The organism is Pseudonocardia sp., assembly GCF_025965585.1.
GTDB lineage: Bacteria > Actinomycetota > Actinomycetes > Mycobacteriales > Pseudonocardiaceae > Pseudonocardia.
In genome coordinates this window covers 1-25,824 of the sequence record NZ_JAOPWR010000332.1, presented here as the reverse complement: position 1 = coordinate 25,824, position 25,824 = coordinate 1, and the positions used below count along the sequence as shown (strand labels likewise).

Sequence of the window (25,824 nt, the reverse complement as noted above, 5' to 3'; positions counted from 1 at the left end):
GCCCGGTCGGAGGCGGAGAATGCCGGCGGCCTTGGTGGCGAGTGCTTGCTGTGCCTCGCCTACCGCGGTGTCGGCGTCGTCGACCGGATTCGTAGCGATCCGGTCGCGTCCACTCCACCCCGCAATCGCAAACCGTCAGACCCTGGAGCCGGGCCGCGGCGGTGGGGGCGGCGTGGGCGGGGGGCGGCTGTTGCCTGTGCACATGCCGGGGGCAGCACCCAGGGCCTGTCCGGCTCCCGAGACCCGGCCGCGACCGCGGTAGGGCTCGGTCGGCAGGCCGCCCGTCACAAGACACTGACTCATTGCTCTTCCTCTGGCTCGTCGGGGGCGGCGGAAGGGCCAGCACCTCGGACGGGTTGCTGCCCGCACGGGACGACAGTGCACTCAGGTGCGGACCGGGCTGCAAGAGTTCGCCTGAGGATGGACTCGGCAGGCCGAGGACCACCCCGTCAGGACGAGCCGCACAGGGCCTACCAGGCGCTGCCGACTCCTGTAGGTCGCGACATCGCCACGACCACGCCCGACGAATTCGTGGTACCGGTGACCGTCGCTCTGGCCGCCCTACAGACCGCGAAGAACGAAGCCGGCCTGGACCACTGTCAGGTCCGATCGTGGCGGGCCTGGGAACGAGGCTAGATGTCGATCTCCGCACCGGCGACGATGGTGCGGTCGAGCGGCAGGTGGAACGCTTCGGCCTGGCTGGCGGCGTTGCGTGCCATCACGATGAACAGACATTTGCGCCACGTCGACATTCCGGGGCGGCGGCTGCGCATCAGCGTGATCCCGGACAGGAAGTACGTGGCGTCGTCGGAATCGACGACGCCACCGATGGGTGGCGCGTCGCCTCGCGACAAGCGGCGGAGCACTTCGGGGAAGTCCGTCCGGTCCTGGAACCCGAACTCAGCGGCCACGTGGATGATCCCCTCCTCGGGATCGCCGATGTGCTCGATGGTGAGCCGCTGGGACCAGGGCAGGTGCGGCACGTCCGTGGTGCGTCCGCAAATGATCACGACTCGTTCGTGCAGCACCCGGAAACGGTCGACGCCGACCCTCAGCGCCAGGGGTGTGGTCCTCTCCGTGGGGTGCGGAAACACGGCGGTGCCGGACACCCGGGGCAGATGTTCGCTGTGCAGGGTGTCGACGAAGTCCTCCAGTCGCCCTTCCAGCTCGATCCGGCGCTCGGTGACGATCTCGCGGCCGCGCTGCCAGGTGGTCATGATCGTGAAGATCACGGCGGCGATCAGGAGCGTCAACCAGCCGCCCTGCGGGACCTTCGTCAGGTTCGCCGCGAAGAAGGTGATCTCGATCCCGCCGAACACGATGCCCATCACCACGAGTCGCCAGGTCGGCCATCGCCACGACAGCTTCGCGATGACGAGGAACAGCGTGGTGGTGATCAGGAACGTCCCCGTGACCGCGATGCCGTACGCGGTCGCCAGACGCGTCGAGGAACCGAAGGCGAAGGTCACCGCGAGCACAGCTATGAAGAGGATCCCGTTGACGGCCGGTACATAGACCTGCCCGGACGCGGTCGACGAGGTGTGCCGGATCTGCAGATGCGGGAGGAATCCCAGTCGGACGGCCTGCTTCGACACCGAGAAGGCTCCCGAGATGACCGCTTGGGACGCGATCACGGTCGCCGCGGTCGCCATTATCACCATCGGGATCTGGGCCCAGGAGGGGACGAGGAGGAAGAACGGGTTCGCACGGGCCGATGGGTCGGCGACGATGAGCGCGCCCTGGGCCAGATAGCTGATCGTCAGAGCGGGGAAGACGATCAGGAACCAGGACCGGCGGATGGGGCTCGGGCCGAAATGGCCCAGGTCGGCATACAACGCCTCAGCACCCGTGATGGCCAGGACGACCGCGCCCATCGCGATGAAGGCGGTGTACGGGTGATCGGCGACGAACTCGACGGCGAACGTCGGTGACAGCCCGAGCAGGATGTCGGGGTGCCGAACCACTGTCGGCAGGCCGTTCGCCGCCATGGCGGCGAACCACAGCAGCATCACCGGGCCGAAGAGGCTACCCACCCGGTCCGTGCCCCACCGCTGTACGACGAACAGCAGTGCCAGGATCGCCGCCGCGGTCGGAACGACGAACTCGCTGAGCCGGGGCGTCACGACCTCGACACCTTCGACGGCGGACAGAACGGAGATGGCCGGGGTGATGACGCTGTCGCCGTAGAACAGCGACGCTCCGAGCACGCCGAGACCCATGACGATGCCGGTCCGCCGGCTTCCCGCTCTGCGCAGCACCGAGCGGACGAGCGCCGCGAGGGCCATCACCCCGCCCTCACCGTCGTTGTCCGCGCGCAGGATGAAGATCACGTACTTGACGGAGACCACGATCGTGATCGACCAGAACACCAGCGACACGACACCGAACACATCTCCCCGCGTTGCCCGCACCACCCCGTTGTCCAGGGAGAACACGGTCTGCATGGCGTAGAGCGGACTGGTCCCGATATCGCCGAACACGACACCCAGCGCGGCCAGCATCAGGCCGCGGGCGGCGGTTCTCCGCCGACCGGAAGGCGCCTCGTCGGCGACACCGTCCTCGGCTGCGTCCTCACTCGGCACCAGGTCGGTCACGCCGGGGAAGTACCCGCCATCGCCTCCCCGACAACACCCGGGAGCGGGCCATCCACATCGCCCGCGGTGTAGCTCGACCCGGCAGGACCGACAGCCACGGAAACCCCGGCGGCAGATGCGGTACGGCTCGGGCCCAGTGACCGAGGCGCACGAAGAACAGCCGGAAGGCGACAGCTGTAACTCGAGCGACCCCGGCCACCGCCTGGAAGATCACGGCTTCAGACCATCCCGGTCACACCACGTCATCGACTCGGATGCTTCGGAGAGGCCGTACGTTGCGCGCGAACAGGATGGCGACGGCCGACAGCAGGATCGGCACGCAGCCCCACACCAGCCCGGCCCTGGTCCATGCAGCGGCCTGCTCGGCCGCGCTCGGTCCCGCCGCCGACAGCGTCAGGGTGAAGAGCGCCCCGCCGACGATCGCGCCGACCTGGCCGAGCGCGTTGATGAACGTGCCGGCTGTCGCGCGCGTCTCGACGGGGAAGGACTCGCTGTTGAAGAACAGAACGGCCGCATAGGGGCCGAGGAGGAAGAACGTCCCGAGGGCGTAGGCCCCGACGAGCAGTCCGAAGTTCCCTGCCGGCCCCAGGACCATCACGGTGAAGCAGATCGCCGAGACGAACCACCCGACGGAGATGGTGGTGCGACGGCTGATGCGATCACCGAGCCAGCCGTGGAACAGGTATCCGGCGAAACCGGCGACGTTCGAGACGATGAGGACCTCCAGAGCCCCCGAGAAGGACACCTCTTTGCCGTTGACCAGGATCAGCGTGCCCTGGAACGCGAACGCGAGGATGCCAAGCCAGTTCAGGAGGAAGGCGGCAGAGAGCGACAGCGTCGACCGTCGTGACTCGCCGCGGAAGATGGCGGGCAGGCTGGCCCCACCCTTGTCGTTGTTCTGCCCGGTGAGGCGGGCGAGCTCCTGAGCTTCCTCCGGGCGGCCTTCCCTCGTCAGCTCCGTGATGCGATGGCGAGCTGCGAAGACCGGGCTCTCCTTGAGCCGGCGAGCGGCGAGCAACATGAAGATCGCCGGGAACACGGCGACGACGAAGCACAGCTCCCAGCCCCCGATGGGCTCGAGGATGTAGATGGAGGCGGCAGCGACGACGGAGCCGACGGGCCAGCCCCCCTGCACGACCGCATAGAGGAAGCCCCGGCGCCGGACCGACCTCTCGTCGGTGTAGACGTGAGCGAACATCTCGTTGAGGTAGGTCGCGTTCACGGCCTGTTCGCTGTATCCCAGGCCCGCGAGGGCGCGGATGAGCACGAGCAGGATGAGACCGGCGAACCCGAGGGCACCGGCCGCATAGCCGCCGAGCCAGGTGAGCAACGACGCGACTGCTGCTCCGACGACACAGAGGATGATGCCGGCACGACGGCCGACCCGGTCCACGAACGGACCCACGAACAACGCGACGAGCGCGGTGCCCAGCGTCACCCAGGTGTTGATGCCGGTGGACTGCGCGCCGGTCCAGTGCAGCTCGGCGCCGATGACCGGCAGCAGGTTCGCGAACAACACGAAGTCGTAGACGGCGAACGTCCAGGCGAAGAAGCAGATGATCGTCGCACGTCGCACGTCAGGAAGCGTCACGCTCCTGGCGATGCGGCCGGCCTCGGCCGACATGGTGGTGAGGGGCATTCCGGAACTCCTCGCTGCGCCATGGGCGCAATCAGGGGAAGGCCCGGTCCGGGGAAACGGACAGGGCGGTTCATCGCCCGACGACGACACGTACCGGGCGTGGACTGCTCGGAGAGCTCCGGGTGGCGGGGCGACCCGGTCTACGGTGCTGCTGCGAAGCGGGCACTGATGTCTGCCCGACCGGCGCCGGACGCGAGGAGCAGGACCAGGAGCAGCCGTGCTTTCGCGCCGTCGAGTGCGCCGGCACTGATCATTCCCCGGTCGAGCAGGTCTTGTTCGGACCCGGGAAATGCATAGGTGGACCGGTAGAGCTCACCGGCGCCCGTTCGGGTGGCCATCACGACCGGGATCCGATCGTTCACCTCGGCCAGGGACTGCACGACGGAGCTGGGCACATGGCCGCCGCCGAACACCTCGACCACCAGGCCCTCGAACCCCGCCGTGTGCTCCGGCAGGAGCGGACCGGACCCCAGGCCGAGCTTGACGATGCCGACCGCCGGCGGCGGCACGCGGACGGCGTCCGGTTGCAGCGTCGGTCCGCGGTCGCGCGCGAGCAGCGGGATACGCACCCGCTCCTCGGTCACCCAACCAACCGGGCCGGCGTTCGGTGAGCTGAATGCCGCGACGCTGGAGCTGTGGATCTTGCGAACGAAGCGCGGGAGGTGGATCTCGTCGGCGAACACCACCAGCGGGCCGAGCCCACGAGCCTCGCGCGACACGGCGACACGGATCGCGGCGAGGATGTTCGCGGGACCATCGGCTCCCGGCAGCCCGGCGTTGCGCATCGCGCCGGTGACCACGACGGGCGGCCCGTTCTCATCGAGAAGCAGGTCGAGGGCGTAGGACGTCTCCTCCAGGGTGTCGGTGCCCTGGGTGATGACGAACCCGTCCACCTCGTCGGCCCGCCTGCCGACGAGCTGTGCGAGTTCGATCATGTCGGTGATCGAGAGGTCGCCCGAGGGGTACTGGCGGAACGACTCGAGCCGAACGTCCGCCACCTCTGCAGCCCCCGGCACCGAGGCCATGAGCTCGGCCGGACTCAACCGCGGGACTGCGTGGTGTCCCTTCGCATCAGGGACCGACGCGATCGTGCCTCCCAGTGTGAGGACGAGGACGCGCGGCAATGGGCTGTGCACGATGGTTCCTTCGGTTCCTTGCGGCGGGTTCGAACTGACGTCGGCGGAACACGACGGTGTGCCGGCGGCACACCGTCGTGCCCAGGACGGTCAGGGCAGCTCGCGGTCGAACGGGTAGCGCTTGTTCTCGGCGAAGGGGAAGCGGGCCCGGAAGTCCTCGGCGATGGTCTCGAACGTCTCGAACGTGACGCCGTCGTGGCCGAGGATGTGCTCGATCAGACGCTCCAGCATCAGCAGCACGTGCGGGCGTCCGGAGACGTCCGGGTGGATGGTGATCGGGAAGATCGCGTAGTCGTACTCGCGGTAGACCCAGTCGAACTGGTCACGCCACATCTGCTCGATGTCACGCGGGTTGACGAAGCCGTGGCTGTTCGGGCTGCCCTTGATGAACATCATGGGCGGCAGGTCGTCGATGTACCAGCTGAAGTTGATCTCGACCAGGTCGATCTCCTCGCCACGGACGAGCGGCTTCATCCACGAGGCCGCCGGGCCACTGAGATCGATCTTGGTCCAGGAGTCGCCGGTGCGGGCGTAGAACGGCTGGAAGTCGTGGAACGCCTGGCTGTGGTCGTATCGGAATCCGTTCTTCAGCAACAGATCCGCCGTGACCTCCGAGAGCTCGCACCACGGTGCGATGTAGCCGCGCGGCCGCAAGCCGGAGAACTGCTCGATCAGCTCGATCGACTTGTTGAGGACGTCCTCCTCCTGTTGCGGGCTCATCAGGATCGGGTTCTCGTGCGAATAGCCGTGCGCGGCGACCTCGTGGCCCGCCGCGACGATCTGCTCGATGCGGTGCGGGAACGTCTCGATGGAGTGTCCCGGCGCGAACCACGTCGTCTTCAGGTCGTACTTGCGGTAGAGGTTCAGCAACCGCGGGATGCCGACCTCGCCCGCGAACATGCCGCGCTGGATGTCCGCGGGCGAGTCCTCCCCGCCGTACGAGCCGAGCCATCCGGCGACCGCATCGATGTCGGCGCCGATGCAGACCTTGATCTCCTTGGCCATGCCGTCTCCTCACCCTCGTCATGCGTGTGCGCGCCGACCTGTTTGCGGCGCGTCAAAAGGCAAGTCACGCAATCGATTGCGCAGACCATACGACGAGACCGTCAGAATCGTCAACGATCGGATGTTTACCGAGATCAGAGCGCTACAACGGACCTCATGGCCCTGCACAGCGGAGAGCAATCCATTGCATGATCGAATCGCCTGCCGACGGAGATCAGTCCGCGGACCGCCCCGGAACGCTCGTGTCGGTCGCCACGGCACTGGGCACGAAGGTCGTGAGGGACCGCGCAAGGTCATCGGGGTCGATCCCGCTCAGGATGAAGACCATCGATGAGCCGGCGGTCGCGTCGGCGGCGACGGGCAGTGCCACGTCAGCGCCCATCGACTGAACCAGCAGCGGGCCGTCCGAGGTGGGGACGAGCCCCTTGCTCCGCAGCAACCCGTCCGGGTGGGCCCGGCAGACGGCGTCCAGCCACACGGCGTACTCGGCCCAGGAGGTTCCCTGGCGGAGCGATGTCGTCAACGATCGGATCGGTAGATCGTCGGCCGCATCGTCGAAGGGCTGCGGGTCCGTGGGCGCGACGGCCTCGATGGGCGTCTCGATCCCGTGGTCGGCGACGGTGATCGTGGCGGAATCGGTGAGGACGCGGACGATCCCCGCCAGCTCGGCCAGCTCGGCGGCGTCGACGAGGTCGGCGCGCGCGATCACCACCCGGTCGGCGAGCCCGACCTGGGCCCGTGCCGCCGCTCGGTGTCGGAGGGTGCGTCGGCCGCCGACGCCGTCGAGCACGACGACGAGATCGTGCAGCATGACGTTCGTCCGCAGCACCGGGTCCTCGGAGAGCAACCGGACGACGTTGTGCGGCTCGGCGAGCCCGGAGGTCTCGACCACTGCGCGGGTACGACCCGCGACACCGTCCCGATGACTGCGGTCCACCGCTCCTGACAGCGCGGCGCGCAGCTCCTCGAGCTTGCTGCAACACACGCATCCGCCGACGATCGCCTCGACACGGGCGCCGGTCCCGCCCGCGTCACGAAGGGTGAGGTGGTCGATCCCCTCCTCCGCGAAGTCGTTGACGATCAGCAGGTCGAGGCGCTCGGACGAGCCTCGCAGGTGGTGGTCGAGCCATGTGGTCTTGCCGGCGCCGAGAAATCCGCAGACGAGCGTCAGCTCGATCACGAGGCAGCGGGGTTCACCCGAGCCGCCAGTACGGCATCCACGACATCGGCGGCAAGTGGGTCGACCCTGCGCCCGGTCAGCGTGGCGGCAGCGTCGGCGATCTCGTCGAGTCGCGACACCGTGCGGGACCTGCCGGTCGCCGTCCGGACGGTGAGCGTCAACGCTCCCGGATGTGCCACCACACGCACACCGATGCCCGACAGGAGCACGCTCGATGCGCGGGCCAGTGCGGCTCGCGCGTGACGCCGACCGGCCAGGGACCCGTCGGTGCCGGCAGCGAACCAGTCGAGGCCCGTACTGATCGACCGACACTGACCGCACATGGCGCCCTCCGAACCCACACAATCGTTTGCGTGCGGACCCTATCGCTGCGCAGGCTCGTCGGGCGAGCTGCCTACCGCACAGCCACAGTCGAGTCACGAGGGCACAGCCTCGGAGTGAGCAGCTCGGGCTCGGCCGGCCTCCCGGCTATGAGCTCGTTCAGGGCGAGCGCTCCTCGGTGCCCCATCTCCGCCATCGGCGAGCTCACCGAACTCAGCGGTACCGGCAGGAACCGGGCGAGCGGGATGTCGTTGTAACCGATGATCGCTATGTCTCGTCCCGGGGTGCGGCCGTGTTCGCGAGCGGCACCCATCGCTCCGATCGCCGCGAAGTCGTTGATGGCGAAGATGGCGGTGAGCTCGGGGTGTCGGGTCAGCAGCGCGTTCGCCGCTTCATGTCCGCCTTCCACGTCCGCACCCGATGTCTGGACGCAGCTGTCAGGAAAGGGGATGCCGGCCGAGAGGGCCCGGCCGACGAAGCCGTGGGTGCGCTCCACGCACGTGCTGGCGTAGTCCGGTCCGGCCACGACCCCCATCGCCGTGTGCCCCAGTTCGAGCATGTGCTCGCCGGCGAGCTGCCCACCCAGGACGTCGTCGGTCGTGACGGACAGGTGGCCCCGTAGCCGACGGTTGACCAGGACGTACGGCACGCCGCGCCGGTCGAGGGACTTCACGAGCTCGTCGCCGTCCAACCGCGCGTCACCGATGATCAGCCCCTCGACCCGCCGGGCGAGCAGGTTGTCCAGACGCTCGATCCGGAGCCCGGGATCATCGTTGGTACTGGCCACCACGGTGGTGTAACCGACACCGTGCGCGGCCTCGTCGGCGCCCTCGAAGATCCGGGCGAGCACGTAGTCGGTCAGCCTCGGCATGAGGATGCCCAGGACGCCGCTGCGGCCCGTACGCAGGGTCGTCGCCGCCGGATCGCGGAAGTAGCCCATCTCGGCGGCTATCGCTCGAACACGCGCGACCGTGCTGCTGCCGACCCCCGTCGAGTTCGCCGCCAGCGACCGCGACACCGTCGACACATGGACGCCCGCGCGCCTGGCGATCTGCGCCAGCGTCACCGGCGAAGGTCGAGGCACGGTGCGGTTGCCTTTCCGGATCACCGCGGGGACGAGATGGTGTCCGCGCTGCTGCGCAGCGCCGCGGTTCGGTCGTGGGGCCCAGCGTCCGGAGCATGTCATGACCGTCCGATATCGACCCCGGGCCACCATGGGGATTGCCCGAGACTAACAGGGATGCGTGTGGGGTCGACCGACGACCGAGCCGTCCGAGCACGCGTCCTCATCGGCCGTCACCAGGGGTCCGCCACCACAGGTCGAGGAAGCACTCGCCGGCCATCCAGGGTCGACGAGGTCGCCTTCATCCGCCCGGTGAGACGTGCGGAGGGCCAGCCGCCGTGCGCCACGACGTCGTGCAGCCGACGGGTGAGCTCATGGGCTGTGGCGGCCACGGCCGGGGGCGTATCACCCGAACCGGACCTCGCCAGGACGATCGAACGCCGCACATCCGGTTCGCTCAGAGGCGCGCCGCTGAGCACCCCGTCGGCGATGTCGTCGACCACGCCGATAGCAGGTAGGACGGACCACCCGACCCCCGCTGCGACCAGCTGTTTCTGCACGCTCATCGCATTCGCCTCGGCAGCGATGTCGAAACTCACGCCGGCACGCGCGGCGGCCCCGTCGATCAGGGTGCGAAGACCGTGCGGCGCCGCCGGCATCACCATCGGCTGCCGCGCGAGCTCAGCGACGCGAACGGGAAGCTCGCGGTCGGGCCACACCCCCACCGGGGCGACGGCCCACAGGCTCTCGTCCAGCAGGGGCCGAACGTGCAGCGAGGTGGTGGTCGTCACGTTGTACAGCAGAGCGATCTCCACCGTTCCGGCGTCGAGCCACTCCTGCAGGTGGCCGGAATATCCGGTGAGCAGGCGCAACCTGATGCCCGGGTAACGGCGAGCCACCGCGGACACGAGTGGTTCGGCCACGGCGGTGGCAACGCTCTCCAGCAGTCCGACGGTGACGAGGCCGGAGATGGCACCCGGGTCCTCCGGCCGGATCTCCGCCCGCGCCCGTTCGAGCTCGGTCAGGGCACGGCGAGCGCGACGGACGAGCAGCGCCCCGGTGTCGGTCGGGTTCATGCCGGCCCTGCTTCGCTCGAAGAGCGTCACCCCGAGCTCTTGCTCCAGGGAGAGGATCTGGCGGGTGACCGCAGGCTGAACGAGGTGCAGCAGCTCGGCGGCACGCGTGACGCTCCCCGTCTCCGCCACCGCGACGACGGCGTTCAGCTGCTTGAGATTCATCGAAGCCCTTCATGCCGCCACGGAATGAAACCATCAAGTTTCGCTATTTTACAGCTCATGTCATCGCGAAGCATGATGGCCGAGACCGACCGGAAACCGTGGGAGGAGCTTGCGTGGGACCGCTCGACGACATCACGGTGGTCGCTCTGGAACAGGCGGTCGCGGCCCCCTTCGCCACGCGCCAGCTCGCCGATCTCGGAGCGCGGGTGATCAAGGTCGAGCGCCCTCGGACCGGCGACTTCGCTCGCGAGTACGACCGGACCGTCCACGGCCAGGCCAGCTACTTCGTGTGGCTCAACCGTGGCAAGGAGAGCGTCGAGCTCGACGTGAAGGACGAGGCGGACAGGGCCGTCCTCATGGCCGCCGTGGCTCGCGCCGACGTCGTCGTGCAGAACCTGGCCCCCGGAGCGGTCGAACGGCTCGGCCTGGACGGCGAGACCCTTCGAGCACGGTTCCCCCGGCTGATCCACTGTTCGATATCCGGATACGGCCGATCGGGGCCGTACCGGTCGAAGAAGGCCTACGACCTGCTGGTGCAGTGCGAGGCGGGGTTGCTGGCGGTGACGGGCACCTCGGAAAGCCCCGCCAAAGCCGGCATCTCGATCGCCGACATCGCCGCGGGCATGTACGCGTACTCGGGGATCCTCACGGCCCTCTACGACCGTGAACGGACCGGCTCGGGCAGCGTCCTGGAGGTGTCCATGCTGGACGCGCTCGGCGAATGGATGAGCCAGCCCACCCTGTTCTCCGTCTACGGAGAACAGCAGCCCCGTCGCACCGGCGCCCGGCACGCCTCCATCGCGCCCTACGGGCCGTATGCCGTCGGCGATGGCGCCACGGTGTTCATCGGCATCCAGAACGACCGCGAGTGGGCGGTCCTCTGCGAACAGGTGATCAGGCGCCCGGAGCTCGTCGACGACGTCCGTTTCGCGCGCAACACCGAACGCGTGGCGAACGACCACGAGATCACCTCCATCCTGGAGGCCGAGTTCGCGACTTCGAACGTGGACGACGTCGTCGAGCTGCTCGATCGTGTCGGTATCGCCAACGCGCGCATGCGGCATCCTGCCGAGTTCGCCGCACATCCCCAGCTCGAAGCGCGCGACCGTTGGCGCAGCGTCGCGACTCCCGGCGGTCCCGTGCGCGCCTTGCTGCCGCCCGTCGGCAGCGACCGCTACTCCGCTTCCATGGGCCCGCTACCGAGGATCGGTGAGCACAACGCGGCGATCAGGGCGGAGTTCGGGCCCGGCTGCGACCCTGCGACGCCGTGAGAACCCGGATCCAGGGTCGGACGGCGGCGTCGAGCCGCAGTTCCGGCTCCGCCTGCCCGATGGTCCCGGGCTCGACCCGTCCGACCTCCCCGCCGCCGCACGCGCGACACTCCTGGACCGACCACGAGGAACGGAGCCGGCGGCCGCCGTCACGGTGTGTCGTCCAGGGCCTGACGAAGGGATCTCCCGCGTGCTCCCGCGGAAGCGACGGCAGGGCGCGTCGGCGCCCATCCCTGCCGACACACCGACTCGTCACGAAGCGGGTTCCCCGCCGGTAGGATCAGACAGATGAGACCGGCGATGCGGCTGTGTCTGCTCGGTCCGTTCACCGTTGAGGGTGAGCTGTCGGCACCCCTGCCGACCGGAAAAGCCAGGCTTGCCCTCGCGGCCCTCGCCGAACGGCGTGGAGAGTTCGTCACGGTCCACGCCCTGATCGACGCGCTGTGGGAGGGGGATCCGCCCGAGCGCGCCGACCGCAACGTGGCTGCCCTCGTCAGCCGGTTGCGCAAAGCGCTCGGCCGGGATCTCATCGACGGGTCGGCGGTCGGGTACCGGCTCAGCCCGCAGGTGGACGTCGACCTGCACGAGGCGTGCGAGTTGGTGGGGACAGCCGAGTTCGAGCTGGCGCACGGTCATCCAGCGCTCGCCTCCACCAGCGGCGAGCAGGCCGCCAAGCTCCTCGATGCCGACACCCCGATGGGCGACGAACGCGACGGCGAGTGGGTGCGCGCACTGCGCGAACACGTCCGCACCCAGCTCCGCCGGGCTCGCATCGCCTGGAGCGCGGCCGCGCTCCAGCTGGGGGCCTACGACACCGCGGTACAGGTCGGATCGGCGGCGATGCAGGCCGATCCCTTCGACGAGGACGCCTGCCGCACGGTGATGCTCGCCCACCAGCAGGCCGGACGGTCCGGCGCGGCCCTGCTGGCGTACCGCGCGCTGCGGGAGACGCTCGTCCGGCACCTCGGCATCGACCCTTCGCCGGCCACCCAGGCCCTCCACCTGGCGGTGCTGCGCTCCGAGCAGAACGTCGCGCCCGACCCGTCGTCGGCCACCAGCCCCACCACCGGACCGATGGTGGGACGCGACGTGGAGCTGGCCCGGCTGCAGGAGATGTGGGCCGCCGCGGTGGCGGGCACACCGGCGTTGGCGGTGGTGACCGGCGAGGCGGGTATCGGCAAGAGCGCGCTCGTCGCGGCGTTCGTCGAGGAGCCGCTCCGGACGGGCGCCCTGGTCGTGCAGGTCGCGTGCTACGAGGCGGAGCGCTCGCTCTACCTGCAACCACTCGTCGAGGCCGTGCGCGCCGTCGTGCAGCGGATGACCGCCCGCGACGTCCGCGAGCTCGCCGCCACCCGGCTCGGCACCCTCACCGAGCTGCTGCCCGAGCTGGCCGACGTCGTCGGGCCCGTCGAGTACGAACGCGCGGGTCCCGAGGTGGAGCACCGGCGCAGCCTCGACGCGGTCGCCGAGTTCGTGGCGCGCGTCGGCGCCCGGCGGCCGCTGCTGCTGGTCGTGGAGGACATGCAGCACGCCGGACAGTCCACCGTGGAAGCGCTGCACGTGCTGGCCGGGCACGGGGCGGGCAGCCGATGGATGGTCGTGCTCACCGAGCGCACGTCCGAGGACGCCGATGTCACCGGGCCGTTGCTCGACGTCGGATCCCGCCTGCAGCTCGGCCCGTTGTCGGCCGGCGAGGTGGCGATGCTCGTCGAGCGGTCCGGGCTGGCCCACGACCCGGACCGGATCTGGTCGTGGACCGGTGGCTCGCCGCTGTTCCTCACCGAGGTGCTCCGGCACCCCGAACCCGGTACCGACGGCAGCAGGCCCGTGATACCGCACTCGCTGCACGATGCCGTGGCCGCTCGCATCGAGCACGCCGGGCAGGCGGTGGCCCGACTGCTGTCCCAGGGGGCGGTGCTGGGCACGACCTTCTCCCTCGACGACGTGGCGGCGCTCAGCAATGTCGACGTCGAGGACGCCGCCACGCAGGCCGGCCGGGCCATCCGGGCCGGGCTGCTGATGGCCCACGGCGACAGCTTCCGGTTCGCGAACGACATCGTCCGGCAGGTCGCCTACGCGTCCGTCCCCGAACCCGTCCGGATCAGTAGACACCGCCGCGCCGCCCGGCTGTTCGACAGCCGCCCGGAAGCCGCCGCCCAGCACCTCGCCGCGGCGGGTGACGCGCGTGGTGCCGCGGACGCCTGGCTCGCGGCAGCGGAGGCGGCGCACGTGTCCTTCGCCCACACCGACGCGGAACGCCTGCTCGACCTGGCCGTGGAGTACTCCACCCGGGGTGGCGACGGCGTGCAGACCGTCGGCGCGTACCTCCGTCGAGGCCAGGTGCGGTGTGATCTCGGGCGGCACGCGAGCGCGCGCGAGGACCACGAGCACGCGCTCGGCCTCGCGCGGGAGCTCGGTGACCTCGCGCTCGAGGCATGCGCACTCGAGCAGCTGGGCTGGACAGCGCTGTACGCGCGCGACGCGCTCGTCGCGGTGGACCTCGCCGAGCAGGCCACCCAGCTGGCGGAGTCCGCCGCGGCCGCTCCGGGTGCTCTGCCCAGCGCCACTCTCCTGCTGGGACGGGTCCGGCACTGGGACGGCGACTACAGCGGCGCCGAGACCGCCTACGACCAGGTCCTCGCGAGCGCCCCGGCAGACACCACCACCGCACTCGCACTCGCCTACCGCGGCGCGCTGCTGCAGCACCAGGACCGCTTCGCCGAGGCCCAGAGCGTGCTGGCCCGTGCGGCGGTGCTCTGCCGCCGGACAGGTGAGTTCCGGCCCCTGCTGCAGACGCTGTTCTTCACCGCACTCGCCCGGGGCGACATCGGCGACTTCGCCGGTGCCCTGCGCGCGCTGGACAACGCCCGAAGGCTCGTCGACGCCGAGAACCTCGGCTTCTACCGCGCCGGGATCGAGACCACGACGTCGTGGATGTGGCAGGAGCTCGGCCAGGTCGACCGGGCCCGCGAGCACGCCGTCCGGGCGGTGGAGCTGGCTCACCGCGGCGGGGGTGCCCTGGAGCTGGAGCAGGAGCTGCACGCGCTTCTCGCCGTCGCCGACTGCGACCTGATGCAGGGCCGCCCCGACGACGCCGCCGTGGCCGTGGAGACCGCTACCCCCATGCTGGAACGCTCGCTGCCGTTCCGCCCGCGGGCCGCCATGCGACTGCTGGAGATGCGCGCCCGCTGGGACGCCTCCGAGGCCGAGCACCTGCTGATCGAGGCTCGGCGGTACTCCTCGCCCAAGTACGAGGCGCTCGCGCTGGCGCACCTCGGCAGACCGCAGGAGGCCGCCGGGATCGCGTCGGCGACCCGGTCGGATCTGCTCCTCGCCCAGCTCGGCGCGCCTGCGGAGCAGTCGGCCGCACGCGACCGCATCGCCACGGCCCTGCCGGCCGAGCTGCGCCACACGTTCGCCGCGTCCGGGCGGCTCAGCACGCCCCGCACGGCGACGCGCTGAGCCGCTCGCTCAGGCCTCCAGGTCCGCGCGGGCGCGGTGGAACTCGTCCAACCAGGCCCCGCGCTCTGTGAACGAACGGCCGGTCGGGGTCGTGCCGCCCGACGGGATCACGTCGACCCGGAACGGCTCGCGCGACCACGCGTCGACCGTGGCCCGCAGCTCGGTGCCGGACGGCAGATGCAGATGGATGCACCCGGCGGGGCCTCCGGCATCGCCGCCGGTGAGGTCCTCGATCCGCTCGGGTCCCTCCAGCACGGCCCACTGCGACCCGGTGGCGCGGGCCCGCGCGACGGCGGCGCTGCGGTCCCTGCGCACCTGCTCGGTGATCAGGTCCCGCTCCCGCATGCCGCAGGCCACGGCCACCAGCAGCGCGACGGGCACGCTCGGCGGGACGCGTACCTCCAGCTCCGCCACCAGGCGCTCCGGCGCGGCCACGGCGTCGACCAGATCGTCGAGATCCGCGTTGCGCCGACCGAGCGCGGACGCCACAGCGCCGATGGCCTCCACCGCACCGGCGTAGCCGGAGGGGTCGGCGACGAGGGTGGGGAACAGCGACTCGGCCGCCGCCCGCCAGCGCATCCTGGCCGTGGCCACCTCCGTCGACGTCCTACCTCCGCTCTCCGCCGGGCGGGCTTCCGGGTACGCGGGTGTGTCCATCCTGATCCCTCCGTCATCCATACTCAGTCGACCCCAGCTGTCGCAGCCCGCCGAGGAGACCCGATGCCCAGCTCCGCTCGGCCCGCACCCGAGCCCGCCCATGATGCGCCCGGCACCTGGGAAGGTGTGGTGAGCTCGATCGGCCCCAAGGTGCACGCCCTGCGCCGCGAGCGCGGTATGACGCTGCAGCAGCTCGCCCACCTCGCCGACGTCTCGACCGCGGCGGTGCACAAGGTCGAGCGGGGGGACATGGTCCCCACGATCACCACGCTGCTCAAGATCGCGGGCGCGCTCGACGCACCCATCCGGCACTTCGTGGAGGACGCCGAACCCGGGCCGGGCGCGGTGCACACCCGCTTCGCCGGAGCCACCGTGAGCGGGCCCGTGCCCATCACCGGCCAAGGCGACTCGCTCCGGGTGAACGGCACCGTCTCCCGCGTCGCGCCGGGTGACGGCCACACGGGGCTGCGCCGGGCGGGCGAGACCCTGCTCGTCGTCCTGGAAGGCCGCCTCGACATGGAGATCGGCGACGAGCAGTACACCGTCGGGGCCGGGGAGGCACTGCACTTCCGGACGAACCTCGACCATCGCAGTGCGAACGTGGGAGACGTCCCCGCCGAGGTCATCTGGGTGACCGTCCCCGAGGACTGATCCCGGCTCACCCGCCGGCCTCGCCCGCAGCGACGGCGCGGGCCGTCTCCAGCAGCGCCGCCTCGGCATCGTCGAAGGCCGTGGCCCGCTGCTCGGCCTGCCCGGCCAGCTCCCGCAGCTGCGTGCGCAGGGTCGTCGTCATCTGCACGAGGGCCTCCGGGGCCGCGCCGCCCTCCGCCTGGCGGGACGCGACGATCGCACGGGGGTCCAGCACCGCCGAGAGGTCCGTGTCGGCGAGCCCCCACGACCGCCCGGTGTGGGCGAGCGCCGCCTCGTCGACCATCGCGCCGGTGATACCGCTGCCGGGGATCCCGAGCCGCGCCGCCTCTCGCACGGTGTTGCCGACCACCACGTACGCGGTCCGGTAATCGACATCCATCAGCTGCACGAGGTGCTCGGCGAGGTCCGTGGCCTGGGTGTAGCCGCGGTCGAGCTCCTGCCGCATCCGGTCCGGGTTGACCCGCAGCGTGCGCACGACGCCGCCCATCAGCCGGGTGATGCGCAGGCTCAGGTCCAGCGCCCGCGGGACCTCACCGTAGGCGAAGATCAGGTTGTCGCTGCGGGCCGACGGGCTCTTCGTCACCGCGAGGAAGCCCGTGAGCCTCCCGATGACGACCCCGGACGCGCCGCGCACGATCGACAGCGCGTAGGGGTTGCGCTTCTGCGGCATGAGGATGCTCGAGCGGCTGTAGGCGTCGGCGAGGTCGACGAAGTCGAACTCGCTGGAGGAGAAGATCTCCAGGTCCTCGGCGAGCTTGGAGAAGTTCGACAGCAGGCTGGCGACCGTGGCCAGGATGTGGATCAGGCCGTCGACCTGCCACATCGCGTCGCGGGTGTGCGGGATGACCCCGTCGAAGCCCAGGGCCGCGGCGATCGGGCCGCGGTCCTCCAGGAGCCGGGTGCCGTTCACACAGCCGGCGCCCCCCGGGCTCGTGTTGAGCAGGTCCAGCTCGTCGAGCAGGCGCCGCGCGTCCCGGACGGTCGAGTAGACGAACGACAGCAGGTAGTGCCCGAACGTGGAGGGCTGCGCCTGCTGGAGGTAGGTCTGGTCCGGGAGCAGCGTGTCGGCGTGCTCCTCGGCCCTGGCGACGGTGTCCAGCGCGGTGGCGACGGCCTCGGTCACGAGCTCGGTCAGCTGGCGGCGCAGGTGCAGCCGCAGCGCGACCCGGGCGGCCTCCCGCCGCGGGCGCCCCGCGTGCAGCCAGCCCGCGACGTCGCCGATCCGGGCGACGAAGAACCGCTCCCGGGAGTTGTAGGGCTCGCCGAACTCGGGGTCGTACGGGAAGTCCTCCGGCGCGATCCCGGTGACCTCGAGCAGCAGGGCCAGCAGCGCGCGCTCGGCGTCCGGGGGGACGATGCCGCGCCGCGCGAGGTCGAGCACGTGGGCGAGATCGGCCAGGTTGAGCCCGCGGTGCAGGAAGCTCGCGTCGGCGTTCTCGAGCGCGAAGCCGGACTCGATCAGCTCGGGTGCCGGGCCGCTCTGCGGGAAGCCCTCCGGACGCGTACGGCGGGTGGGTGATCCGCTCGAAAGATCGCTCATAGTTCTCCTCGTCCACCGGAGGTGGCGGCCTCGCGTAGGGAAGTCGTGTTCCGTCTGGAGACCCACGAACTGGCCGGGACCACTCCGCCGGTGTGCCACCACAGGACGGGCCCGGTCTCGTGGCCGCGGACACGATCGACGGCGACCGAGAACGCCTCGGCTCCGTAGGTCGGATCGAGCAGGAACCCCTCCGTGCGCAGGGCGAGTCGAGCTCGTTCGGTCTCCAGTGGCGTGACGTTGCCGAAGCCGGGGCCGCGCGCGTCGATGATCTCGAGCAGGTCCGGGCGCGGCGCCGGCGTTCCTCGCAGCGCGGCGCACTGGGCGGCCAGCGCGAGGACCGTGGCTCGGATCTCCGCGGGTGGCCGGCTCACCGACACGCCGACGACCGGGATGTCCACGCCGCATCCCGCCAGCCCGGCCAGCAACCCGGCGCAACTTCCGCCGGACCCGACGGGCAGCACGATCGCCGAGGGGAGCGTGGTCTCACCCGCGTCCCGGCCCAGCTGCGCGGTGAGCTCGACGGCGGCGTCGGCGAACCCGAGCGCGCCGAGGGCGGTCGAGCCACCCCTCGGCACCGCGAACGCCTGTCGGCCGGCGACGGTGAGCTCGGCCGCGCGCTCGGCGACGAGGATGTCGATCTCGGAGCGGTCGTTCCCGCCGGTGGGCAGCACCCGGGCGCCGGCCGCCTCGGCGATGGCGATGTTGGGGGCACCCCTGGGGTCACCCCAGATCACGAGCTCGCAGTCCAACCCGGCCGTCCTCGCGGCGACCGCGGCCGCCGCGACGAAGTTCGACCCCGGGCCACCTCCCGTCACGAGGACCTCGGCGCCGTGCTGGAGCGCCGCACCGATCAGGTACTCGAGTGGCCTCGCCTTGTTCCCCGCGACGGCGAAGCCGATGAGGTCGTCGCGCTTCACGAGCAGTGGGCCGCTGCGAAGCGCGGACTCCAGCCGGAGGGCGCGCACGAGCGGAGTCGGACGGACGCACAGCGGGAACCGCGGCGCGCCGTCGCCCATCCCCGCGTCGGTCGTGCCCATCGTGGTCATGTCCACAGCGCCGGCTCGGCGGCGCGAGCCGCCTCGGCGCGGGCCAGCACCGTGTCGACCATGCCGGCGGCGGCGTTCACGGCCGCTCCGGAGCTCCAGGAACGCACGTCCTCCACGGTGGCGAGTCCACGTTCGGCCAGGCTTGCCGCCAGGTTCGCGCTGTCCGTACCGCCCTCGCGGAGCAGTTCGTGCAGGACCTGCTGGGCGCGGTGCTTCCCGATCCGGCCGGACAGTCCGGCGAGGACGCGCTCCGAGGCCAGGCCACCGAAGCTGTCGAGCGTGGCCGCCATGGCGTCGGGGTGCACCTCCAGGCCCTCGAGCAGTCCGCGGCCCAGGTGCAGCGCCGCTGCGGTGAGCTGACAGACCTCGGGCAGCGCGATCCACTCGGCCTTCCACGCCCTGCCGTCCCGCTCGTGGCCTGCCACCATGCCCTCCAGCAGCACCCCTGATGATGCGCGGGCGAGCCGGGCGAGCGTGTCGAGGTGTTCGCCGATCTCGGGGTTGCGTTTGTGCGGCATCGTGATGCTGCTGACCGCACCCTGTGCTGCGGGCTCGCTCAGCTCGCCGATCTCCGGGCGCGCGAGCTCGTAGACCTCCACACCGATGCGGGCGAGCGTGCCGCAGACCATCGCCAGCACGCCACCGAACTCCGCGATCCGGTCCCGGGCGGTGAGCCAGGAGATGCCCGGGTCCGCCAGGCCGACCTCGGCGCAGAAGCGGCGGCGCAGCTCGGGTCCGTCGGCGCCGAAGAAGGCGAGCGCGCCGACTGCTCCCGCGAGCTGACCGACGCACCACCGGTCGCGGGCTTCGCGGAGCCGGTCGAGGTGCCTCCGGACCTCGTCGGCCCAGGACGCGACCTTGAAGCCGAAGGTGATCGGCGAGCCGGGCTGGCCGTGCGTGCGCCCGGCCATCACCGTGTCGCGGTGCTCGGCGGCGAGCGCGAGCAGCCGCTCCTCGCAGGCTCGCAGCTCCACCCACACGAGTGAGCCGACGTCGCGCAGGACAGTGCCGAACCAGGTGTCCGTCAGGTCCTGCACGGTCGCCCCGACGTAGACGTGCTCGCGCGCCTCCCCGGGCAGCACCTGCTGCAGGCCGCGGATCAGACCCAACGTCGAGTGCGACGTGAGCTGCGTCTGCTTCGCCACGAAGTCGAGATCGAGATTCTCGACCCGGGCGCCGGTGGCGATCTGATCGGCCGACGAGGCGGGGATGATGCCGAGCGAGGCCTGCGCCCTGGCGAGCGCGACGAGGATGTCGAGCCAGGACTGGACCATGGCGGGTTCGTCGAAGATCGCGTCCGTCGCGGAGGTGCCCCACAGGTGGGCGTACAGCGTCGAGGAGCTCAGCCGGGTTCCCATGCCGGGGCCTCCTTCTCCACGATGCGGCGCAGTGCTTCGCGTACGTGCTCCAGCGATGAGCCCCAGGGCAGCGACACCCACCCGTCGCCGGACTCGACGTGCTCCTCCTGCAGGCAGCACTTCGTGAGGGTCGGCTCCGCCGGACGGCCGGCGCCGACGGCGCGCTTGGGGCAGAAGTCCACGGTCGGCGGCTCGTCGCCGTAGAACGCGCGGTGGATCTGCAACGAGCGGGTGCAGCCGAGCAGCGTCCAGTCGGAGCGCTCGGGATGCTCGTCCAGGTACGACACCTGCGCACCGGGAACCTCTCCCCCGGAGCCGCGGCACGGCAGCAGGTAGTGCGCGGCCTCGCGCCGCGCGGCGAGCTCGTCGAGCCGGACGACGTTCTCGACGATCTCCAGGGGAGGCAGGTCCTCGATCACGTCGACCATCCGGCGGACCTGGTCGGCGAGTTTGGCGGGGTGCGGTGGCACCACTTCCTGGACGATGACCCGCATCGGCCGCGGCTCGATGATGAAGTTGACGTGGGCGTAGCGGCCCTCCACCACCACGGCACGGACGCCGGGCGCGCGCGTCCGCGCGACCGCAGCCAGCGTCGACGGGATCCCGGTGTCGGCGTCGGGCTCCACGACGTAGGCGCACTCGTCGGGAGCGGCGATCAGTTTCACGTCCGTCACCGGTGACAGCAGCGCGGTGTCCGACTCCCGCGTCACCTGCAGCAGGGCGGTGGGACCAGGCGCATAAGGGTCCCGCCGGGCGACGACGAACCGCGTGCGCCGGTAGGAGTCACGGCCCAGCAGGTGGTCGCGGAGGGAGTCCTCCTCGAGCGGGACATCCGGCGGGACGGTCGCCACAGCGACGCCGCGGTAGCGCAGGGGCACGAAGTTCGGGCCGCTGATCACGCGAGCCGAGGTGGTCACGCCGTGTCCGCGACGACGGCGTCCGGGCGCGCCACGGCAGCGGTGTCCGAGCGCAGGCCCAGTCGGAGGGTCTCGACCGACAGGGCGTCGGACAGCGCGACGTTGCCGAGGTTGACGTCCGGGCCGAACCGGCGCACGAACCAGGCCTGCTGGCTCGACCGCGGCGCCTCGAAGACCACGCGCTCCACCCCGACCGCCGCGGCCACGGCCTCCACGACGTCGGGACGCACCCGGCCCTGGTCGTCGAACGTGCCGACGGTGCCGCTCTGGCGCCCCTCGGTGACCACCAGCGAAGCACCCGCGTCGAGGTCGGCCCGGCACTCGGCGGGCCAGCGCCGCGCCGCCTGCTGTTCCCCCGGCACCTTCGAACCGACCTCGGCCAGCACCACGAAGTCCCGGGCCGCCCGCACGATCAGCGCGCGCTTCTCGGCCGGGGACATCGCGACCGTCCCGTTGGAGACCTCGACGCGGTCGAAGCCCGTGTCCCGCGCCCAGGCGAGGCACTCGGCGGCCCGGCCCTGGGCCCACGCGATCTCCAGCAGCGTGCCGCCCAGGCACGCGGCGATGCCGTGGCCGGCGAGCAGCGCCATCTTCTCCGCCAGTGCGGCGTCGACGTAGGCGGTGCCCCAGCCGATCTTCCAGATGTCGACGTGGTCGGCGGCACCGGCGAGCAGGTCGGCCACGGCCGCGGGACCCGCGCCGGGGTCGAGGACGTGTGTCAGTCCGGCCGACCGCGGTTTCGGGCGGCGGGTCGGCAGATCGAGGAAATCAGCAGCCGGCACGGCGCCACCCTAGTTCTGATGATGGATTTTCTTCTACTATGCGACACGTGATCTCGTCGTGGCCCACCGTGCCGCCGTCAGCCACGCACGAGATCGAGGACGACCCTCCGGTCGAGCTCGGAGGGAGGCGCGCCGACCACGCGACGCCCGACGATGTCGACGGCCAGTGCGAACGCCCACGCGGCCCGGTCGGGGAACATCCACTGGTGGCGGTCCGCGAAGGTCAACCACTGGCGGGGTCCGACCACCGGTTCCGCCGAGTAGTCGAGCTCGTGCCACGTCACCGCGAGCTCCATGAGCCCCAGCAGCACGTCGGGATCGGTGTCCACCGTCAGCAGGCGGTCGTGGTGCTCGCGATGGAGAGCCGCGCCGCACTCACCTCCGCAGCTGGCCAGACGGGTTGGGACTGGGGCGACGGTCGTCATCGACGGCTCCCTCGGGTCTTCCGGCAGGCGGGCCACAATGCGCTCGACGTGTCGGCGCACTGTGATGATCGGCACTGTGTCGCACCGCCGTTGCACAGGTGTTGCACCACAGCTCCGGCCGGCGGACCAGCAGGAATCGAACCTAGGAGTGATCGACCGTGACCGCGACCGAACGCAGCGTGTCGGCCAGCTGGACCGGCGGCCTCAGGGCGACGGTCGACGCCGGCGGCTTCCCCGTGGTCGCCGACGAGCCGGAGTCATCCGGGGGAACCGGCACCGGACCCCAGCCGACGGAGCTGCTGCTGGCGTCCATCGCGTCCTGCTTCACGCTCGCCCTGGCCTACAGCGCGGGGAAGCGCGATGTGCCGCTCGAGGGCCTGGGGGTGGACGTCACGGGTCGCTACGACGGGCCGCGCTTCGACGCCTTCCGCATCACCGTCCGGGCCGCGGCCCCCCGGGGTCCCGAGCTCGACGAGCTGATCACCGCGGCCAAGCGGGTCTGCTACGTGACCCGGACCCTGGCCTCACCGCCCGAGATCGAGTTCGTCGTCGACCAAGGCTGAGCCCGCCGACCGCGCCCGCGCGGCCACCTCGCGCAGCGGCAGGCCCAGCGCCGCCGCCGCGCGCGCGACATCGTCGTGCTCGGGCTTGGCCCCCCACGGCCCGTGCTTGAGCCGCACCGGGTGCCCGTCCACGTCGACGGTGGTGGTGCGCCGCGGCAGGGCGACGCGGTCCACCGTCCGTCTGCGCAACCCGAGGCTGCCCGTCTCGCGGAGCACCAGCGCCTCGATGTCCGCGGCACGTTCGGGAGTGACGAGCACGGCCAGGGTGTGCCCCGGCCGGGACTTCTTCATCACCGCCGGGGTGATCCACGCGTCGGCGGCGCCCGCGGCGAGCACCTGCTCGATCACGTACCCGAGCACCTCGCCCGTCACGTCGTCGACGGTGGTCTCCAGCACCGTCATCGGCCGCACGTCGCCCGCCGCCGGTGCGGTGGCGGCCGCGCCGAGCAGCGCCTGCAGGACGTTGGGACGCTCGGGCACGTCGCGCCCACCGGCCCCGTAGCCGACGGCGCGCACGGTCATGTCCGGCACCGGGCCGAAGCGTGCGCCCGCGGCCAGCAGCAGGGCGATGCCGGTGGGGGTGACCGTCTCCCCCGGCAGCCCGGTGGACGTGACCGACGCCCCGGCCCTCGCGAGCAGCGCGGCCGTGGCAGGCGCGGGCAGCGGCAGGAGTCCGTGGCTGCCACCCACCACGCCGGAGCCGAGCGCCAGTGGGCCGCACACCACCTCGGCGACGTCGAGCAGGTGCAGCGCGGCGGCGACACCGACCGTGTCGACCACGGTGTCGACCCCGCCGATCTCGTGCAGGTGCACCTCGGCCACCGGGACACCGTGCAGGCCAGCCTCGACCTGCGCGATCGCCTCGATCGCGCGCCCGGCCAGCTCCGCGACCGGCGCGGGCCGGGCGCGCCCGACCAGCTCCCGCAGCTCGGCCGCCCGGCGCGCCGGGACGTCGTCCGCCACCCTGACGCGGGCCCGCGTGGCCAGGAGTGCCCCGCGGCGGACGCGCTCCGTGTCGAGCGTCCAGCCGGTCAGTCCCGTGGCCGCGACGGCCGCCCGGATGTCGTCGAGCGGAGCGCCGAGCTCGAGCAGCGCGCCGAGCAGCATGTCGCCGGAGACCCCGCTGACGGGGTTGAACCAGACGATCACGATTCCGCCTCCGCGGGAGGGATCACGTCGGCGGTCACCGGAGCCGGGCCCGGGCGATGCGGTGCGCCGCCATCGCGGCCGCGAAACCGGAGTCGATGTTCACCACCGTCACACCCGCGGCGCACGAGCTCATCATCGCCAGCAGCGCCGTCACCCCCTCCAGGGCCGCGCCGTAGCCGACCGACGTGGGGACGGCGATGACGGGGCAGCCCACCAGACCGGCCACGACGCTGGGCAGGGCCCCCTCCATCCCGGCTATGCAGACCACCGCGTCGGCGGCCGCGATCCGGTCACGGACCGCCAGCAGCCGGTGCAGCCCGGCCACCCCGACGTCGTTGACGGCGTCGACGTCGAGCCCGGCGGCGGACGCGACGGCGGCAGCCTCCGCGGCCACCGGGGCGTCGGAGGTGCCGGCCGCGACCACCGCGAGCCGGAAGCCGGTGCGCGCGGCGGGCCGCCAGCAGAGCAGCCGCGCCGGTTCGTCGTAGGACCCTCCCGGCACGGCGGCGAGGACGTGGCGGGCCGCGTCGGCGTCGATCCGCGTCACCAGCACCGGCCCGTCGTTCGCCGCCAGCAGGCTGGCCACGATGCCGGCGACGTGGTCCGGCTCCTTACCAGGGCCGTAGACCACCTCGGGCAGGCCGAGCCGGGCCTCCCGGCCGGTGTCCGGGCGGGCGTAGCCGAGATCGGTGTACCCGTCGCCGGGGCGGGAGGTCACCGCCCCGCCACCGCGGGTACACCCAGCAGCACGTTCATCCGCCCGCTGCGGAAACCCTGCAGGTCCAGGGTGCAGAACTCGAAGCCGGCGGATCGCAGCACGGCGTCGATCTCGTCGCGCAGGCCGGCCGCCCGGTCCAGGTCGGGGCCTGGCAGCTCCAGCCGCGCGACCGTGCCGGCCGCGTGGGCACGCACCCGGCAGACGGGGAAGCCGAGGCGGTGCAGCCCGTCCTCGGCGACCTCGATGCGGGCCAGCACCTCCTCCGTGACGGGGTCGCCGTAGGCGATGCGGGAGGACAAGCAGGCCGCGGCCGGCTTGTCGGCGGTGTCCAGCCCGATCAGCCTGCTGATGTCCCGCACGGCGGCCTTGGTCAGCCGCGCATCGACCAGCGGGGCGATCGCCCCGCGCTGCGCCGCGGCGCGCTGTCCCGGCCTGTGGTCACCGAGGTCGTCCAGGTTCGTGCCGAGCGCGACCACCGCGCCGGAGAGCGTCGCGAGCGGGGCGACGGCGTCGAACAGCGCGCTCTTGCAGTGGTAGCAGCGGTCACCGGCGTTGGCGACGTACTCGGGGCGGGTCAGCTCGTCGGTGCACACCTCGACGTGGGCGAGCCCGTGGCGCCGGGCCAGCGCCGCGGCCGCCCGGCGTTCCTCGGCCGGCAGGCTGGCCGACACGGCCGTCACCGCGACCGCCGCCGCGCCGAGCACGCGGTGGGCGGCCACGGCGAGCAGGGCGGAATCGGCCCCGCCGGAGAAGGCGACGAGCACCCGGCGTTCCTGCCCGAGGCGCGCGCAGAGATCCTCGTACGCCTGCCCGGCGGTGCGCCCCTCGGGCCCGTCCGTCACGGCGTTGCGCGGCATGGCCTCTCCCCTCGTCAGCGGCTCCACCATAGTGAAAGCCTGCTCGGGAACGGCCTCCCGCGGATCCGGATGACTTGCCCGCGGGATCTACTATCGTGGAAAGTCGTCTCTCATCGTCAAGGGAAGTGGTGTGATGGACGGGATCGCCGACATCGGAGGTACCGACGGCTGGGGCGCCGTCCACGCCCCGGACCCGCAGGAACCGGTCTTCGCCGAGCCCTGGGAGGGCCGGGCCTTCGCCCTCACCCTGCT

Annotated in this window: 22 protein-coding genes and 1 pseudogene; 5 read left to right on the top strand and 18 right to left on the bottom strand. The window is 71.5% G+C overall.

The window, feature by feature from the left end; genetic code table 11:
* Nucleotides 1–632 precede the first annotated feature (632 nt).
* The 8 genes from JWR81_RS20400 to JWR81_RS20365 all read right to left on the bottom strand — a co-directional run bounded on the left by JWR81_RS20400 (nucleotide 633) and on the right by JWR81_RS20365 (nucleotide 10,176).
* Nucleotides 633–2,594, bottom strand: coding sequence for a potassium transporter Kup (locus JWR81_RS20400; protein ID WP_297655193.1), 1,962 nt, complete (start codon nucleotides 2,592–2,594; stop codon nucleotides 633–635).
* Between the two features lie 232 nt (nucleotides 2,595–2,826).
* Complete coding sequence (locus JWR81_RS20395; protein ID WP_297655190.1) at nucleotides 2,827–4,233, bottom strand: MFS transporter; 1,407 nt, start codon at nucleotides 4,231–4,233, stop codon at nucleotides 2,827–2,829.
* A 140-nt stretch (nucleotides 4,234–4,373) separates the two neighbouring features.
* Entirely contained in the window at nucleotides 4,374–5,369 is a 996-nt protein-coding gene (locus JWR81_RS20390) for an asparaginase (RefSeq protein ID WP_297655186.1), read from the bottom strand.
* A gap of 90 nt (nucleotides 5,370–5,459) precedes the next feature.
* Nucleotides 5,460–6,374 carry a polysaccharide deacetylase gene (locus JWR81_RS20385; protein ID WP_297655183.1) on the bottom strand — a complete coding sequence of 305 codons (915 nt, stop codon included), beginning with the start codon at nucleotides 6,372–6,374 and terminating at the stop codon, nucleotides 5,460–5,462.
* Nucleotides 6,375–6,588: 214 nt separating this feature from the next.
* Nucleotides 6,589–7,554 (bottom strand): GTP-binding protein, encoded by a 966-nt coding sequence (locus JWR81_RS20380; RefSeq protein WP_297655180.1) that lies wholly within the window; start codon nucleotides 7,552–7,554, stop codon nucleotides 6,589–6,591.
* Complete coding sequence (locus JWR81_RS20375; protein ID WP_297655178.1) at nucleotides 7,551–7,733, bottom strand: hypothetical protein; 183 nt, start codon at nucleotides 7,731–7,733, stop codon at nucleotides 7,551–7,553. Before JWR81_RS20375 ends, JWR81_RS20380 begins: the two co-directional genes overlap by 4 nt.
* A 215-nt stretch (nucleotides 7,734–7,948) precedes the next feature.
* Nucleotides 7,949–8,941, bottom strand: a complete 993-nt coding sequence (locus tag JWR81_RS20370; RefSeq protein WP_297655175.1) for a LacI family DNA-binding transcriptional regulator — start codon at nucleotides 8,939–8,941, stop codon at nucleotides 7,949–7,951.
* A gap of 230 nt (nucleotides 8,942–9,171) precedes the next feature.
* On the bottom strand, nucleotides 9,172–10,176 hold the full coding sequence (locus JWR81_RS20365; RefSeq protein WP_297655172.1) for a LysR family transcriptional regulator: 1,005 nt from the start codon (nucleotides 10,174–10,176) through the stop codon (nucleotides 9,172–9,174).
* Between the two features lie 113 nt (nucleotides 10,177–10,289).
* Between JWR81_RS20365 and JWR81_RS20360 the strand changes: the two genes are divergently transcribed.
* Complete coding sequence (locus JWR81_RS20360) at nucleotides 10,290–11,447, top strand: CaiB/BaiF CoA-transferase family protein (protein ID WP_297655169.1); 1,158 nt, start codon at nucleotides 10,290–10,292, stop codon at nucleotides 11,445–11,447.
* 288 nt (nucleotides 11,448–11,735) lie between these two features.
* On the top strand, nucleotides 11,736–14,909 hold the full coding sequence (locus tag JWR81_RS20355) for a BTAD domain-containing putative transcriptional regulator (protein WP_297655166.1): 3,174 nt from the start codon (nucleotides 11,736–11,738) through the stop codon (nucleotides 14,907–14,909).
* A 9-nt stretch (nucleotides 14,910–14,918) separates the two neighbouring features.
* Here the strand turns inward: JWR81_RS20355 and JWR81_RS20350 are convergent, their stop codons facing one another.
* The gene (locus JWR81_RS20350; protein ID WP_297655163.1) at nucleotides 14,919–15,566 is read right to left on the bottom strand and encodes a hypothetical protein; all 648 of its coding nucleotides are present in this window, start codon (nucleotides 15,564–15,566) and stop codon (nucleotides 14,919–14,921) included.
* Between the two features lie 63 nt (nucleotides 15,567–15,629).
* On the opposite strand from JWR81_RS20350, the gene JWR81_RS20345 reads away from it, so the two are divergent.
* Nucleotides 15,630–16,217: a helix-turn-helix domain-containing protein gene (locus tag JWR81_RS20345; RefSeq protein ID WP_297655160.1), complete on the top strand. Its 588-nt coding sequence runs from the start codon at nucleotides 15,630–15,632 to the stop codon at nucleotides 16,215–16,217.
* 7 nt (nucleotides 16,218–16,224) lie between these two features.
* On the opposite strand, the gene JWR81_RS20340 is transcribed toward JWR81_RS20345, so the two are convergent.
* The 6 genes from JWR81_RS20340 to JWR81_RS20315 form a co-directional block, all read right to left on the bottom strand.
* Complete coding sequence (locus tag JWR81_RS20340) at nucleotides 16,225–17,757, bottom strand: argininosuccinate lyase (RefSeq protein WP_297655157.1); 1,533 nt, start codon at nucleotides 17,755–17,757, stop codon at nucleotides 16,225–16,227.
* Complete coding sequence (locus JWR81_RS20335) at nucleotides 17,754–18,803, bottom strand: 1-aminocyclopropane-1-carboxylate deaminase/D-cysteine desulfhydrase (RefSeq protein ID WP_297655154.1); 1,050 nt, start codon at nucleotides 18,801–18,803, stop codon at nucleotides 17,754–17,756. The genes JWR81_RS20340 and JWR81_RS20335 overlap by 4 nt, the downstream gene beginning before the upstream one ends.
* Nucleotides 18,800–20,161 carry an adenylosuccinate lyase family protein gene (locus JWR81_RS20330; protein WP_297655151.1) on the bottom strand — a complete coding sequence of 454 codons (1,362 nt, stop codon included), beginning with the start codon at nucleotides 20,159–20,161 and terminating at the stop codon, nucleotides 18,800–18,802. Before JWR81_RS20330 ends, JWR81_RS20335 begins: the two co-directional genes overlap by 4 nt.
* Nucleotides 20,146–21,078: a hypothetical protein gene (locus JWR81_RS20325; protein ID WP_297655148.1), complete on the bottom strand. Its 933-nt coding sequence runs from the start codon at nucleotides 21,076–21,078 to the stop codon at nucleotides 20,146–20,148. Before JWR81_RS20325 ends, JWR81_RS20330 begins: the two co-directional genes overlap by 16 nt.
* Nucleotides 21,075–21,860, bottom strand: a complete 786-nt coding sequence (locus JWR81_RS20320; RefSeq protein ID WP_297655145.1) for a phosphosulfolactate synthase — start codon at nucleotides 21,858–21,860, stop codon at nucleotides 21,075–21,077. The genes JWR81_RS20325 and JWR81_RS20320 overlap by 4 nt, the downstream gene beginning before the upstream one ends.
* A 77-nt stretch (nucleotides 21,861–21,937) precedes the next feature.
* Nucleotides 21,938–22,189 carry a hypothetical protein gene (locus tag JWR81_RS20315; RefSeq protein WP_297655142.1) on the bottom strand — a complete coding sequence of 84 codons (252 nt, stop codon included), beginning with the start codon at nucleotides 22,187–22,189 and terminating at the stop codon, nucleotides 21,938–21,940.
* 254 nt (nucleotides 22,190–22,443) lie between these two features.
* Here JWR81_RS20315 and JWR81_RS20310 point away from each other — a divergent pair, with 254 nt between their 5' ends.
* Nucleotides 22,444–22,848, top strand: coding sequence for an OsmC family protein (locus tag JWR81_RS20310; protein WP_297655139.1), 405 nt, complete (start codon nucleotides 22,444–22,446; stop codon nucleotides 22,846–22,848).
* Here the strand turns inward: JWR81_RS20310 and larC are convergent.
* The 3 genes from larC to larE are packed head-to-tail and all read right to left on the bottom strand — an operon-like array spanning nucleotide 22,810 to nucleotide 25,572.
* Nucleotides 22,810–23,997, bottom strand: coding sequence for a nickel pincer cofactor biosynthesis protein LarC (larC, locus tag JWR81_RS20305; RefSeq protein WP_297655136.1), 1,188 nt, complete (start codon nucleotides 23,995–23,997; stop codon nucleotides 22,810–22,812). The genes JWR81_RS20310 and larC overlap by 39 nt on opposite strands.
* Before the next feature lie 34 nt (nucleotides 23,998–24,031).
* Nucleotides 24,032–24,715 (bottom strand): nickel pincer cofactor biosynthesis protein LarB, encoded by a 684-nt coding sequence (gene larB / locus JWR81_RS20300; RefSeq protein ID WP_297655133.1) that lies wholly within the window; start codon nucleotides 24,713–24,715, stop codon nucleotides 24,032–24,034.
* A complete protein-coding gene (gene larE / locus JWR81_RS20295; protein ID WP_297655130.1) occupies nucleotides 24,712–25,572 on the bottom strand; it encodes an ATP-dependent sacrificial sulfur transferase LarE in 861 nt (286 codons plus the stop codon). The genes larB and larE overlap by 4 nt, the downstream gene beginning before the upstream one ends.
* A gap of 133 nt (nucleotides 25,573–25,705) precedes the next feature.
* Between larE and JWR81_RS20290 the strand changes: the two are divergent.
* Nucleotides 25,706–25,824, top strand: a pseudogene (locus JWR81_RS20290) (SH3-like domain-containing protein); the annotation flags it as partial.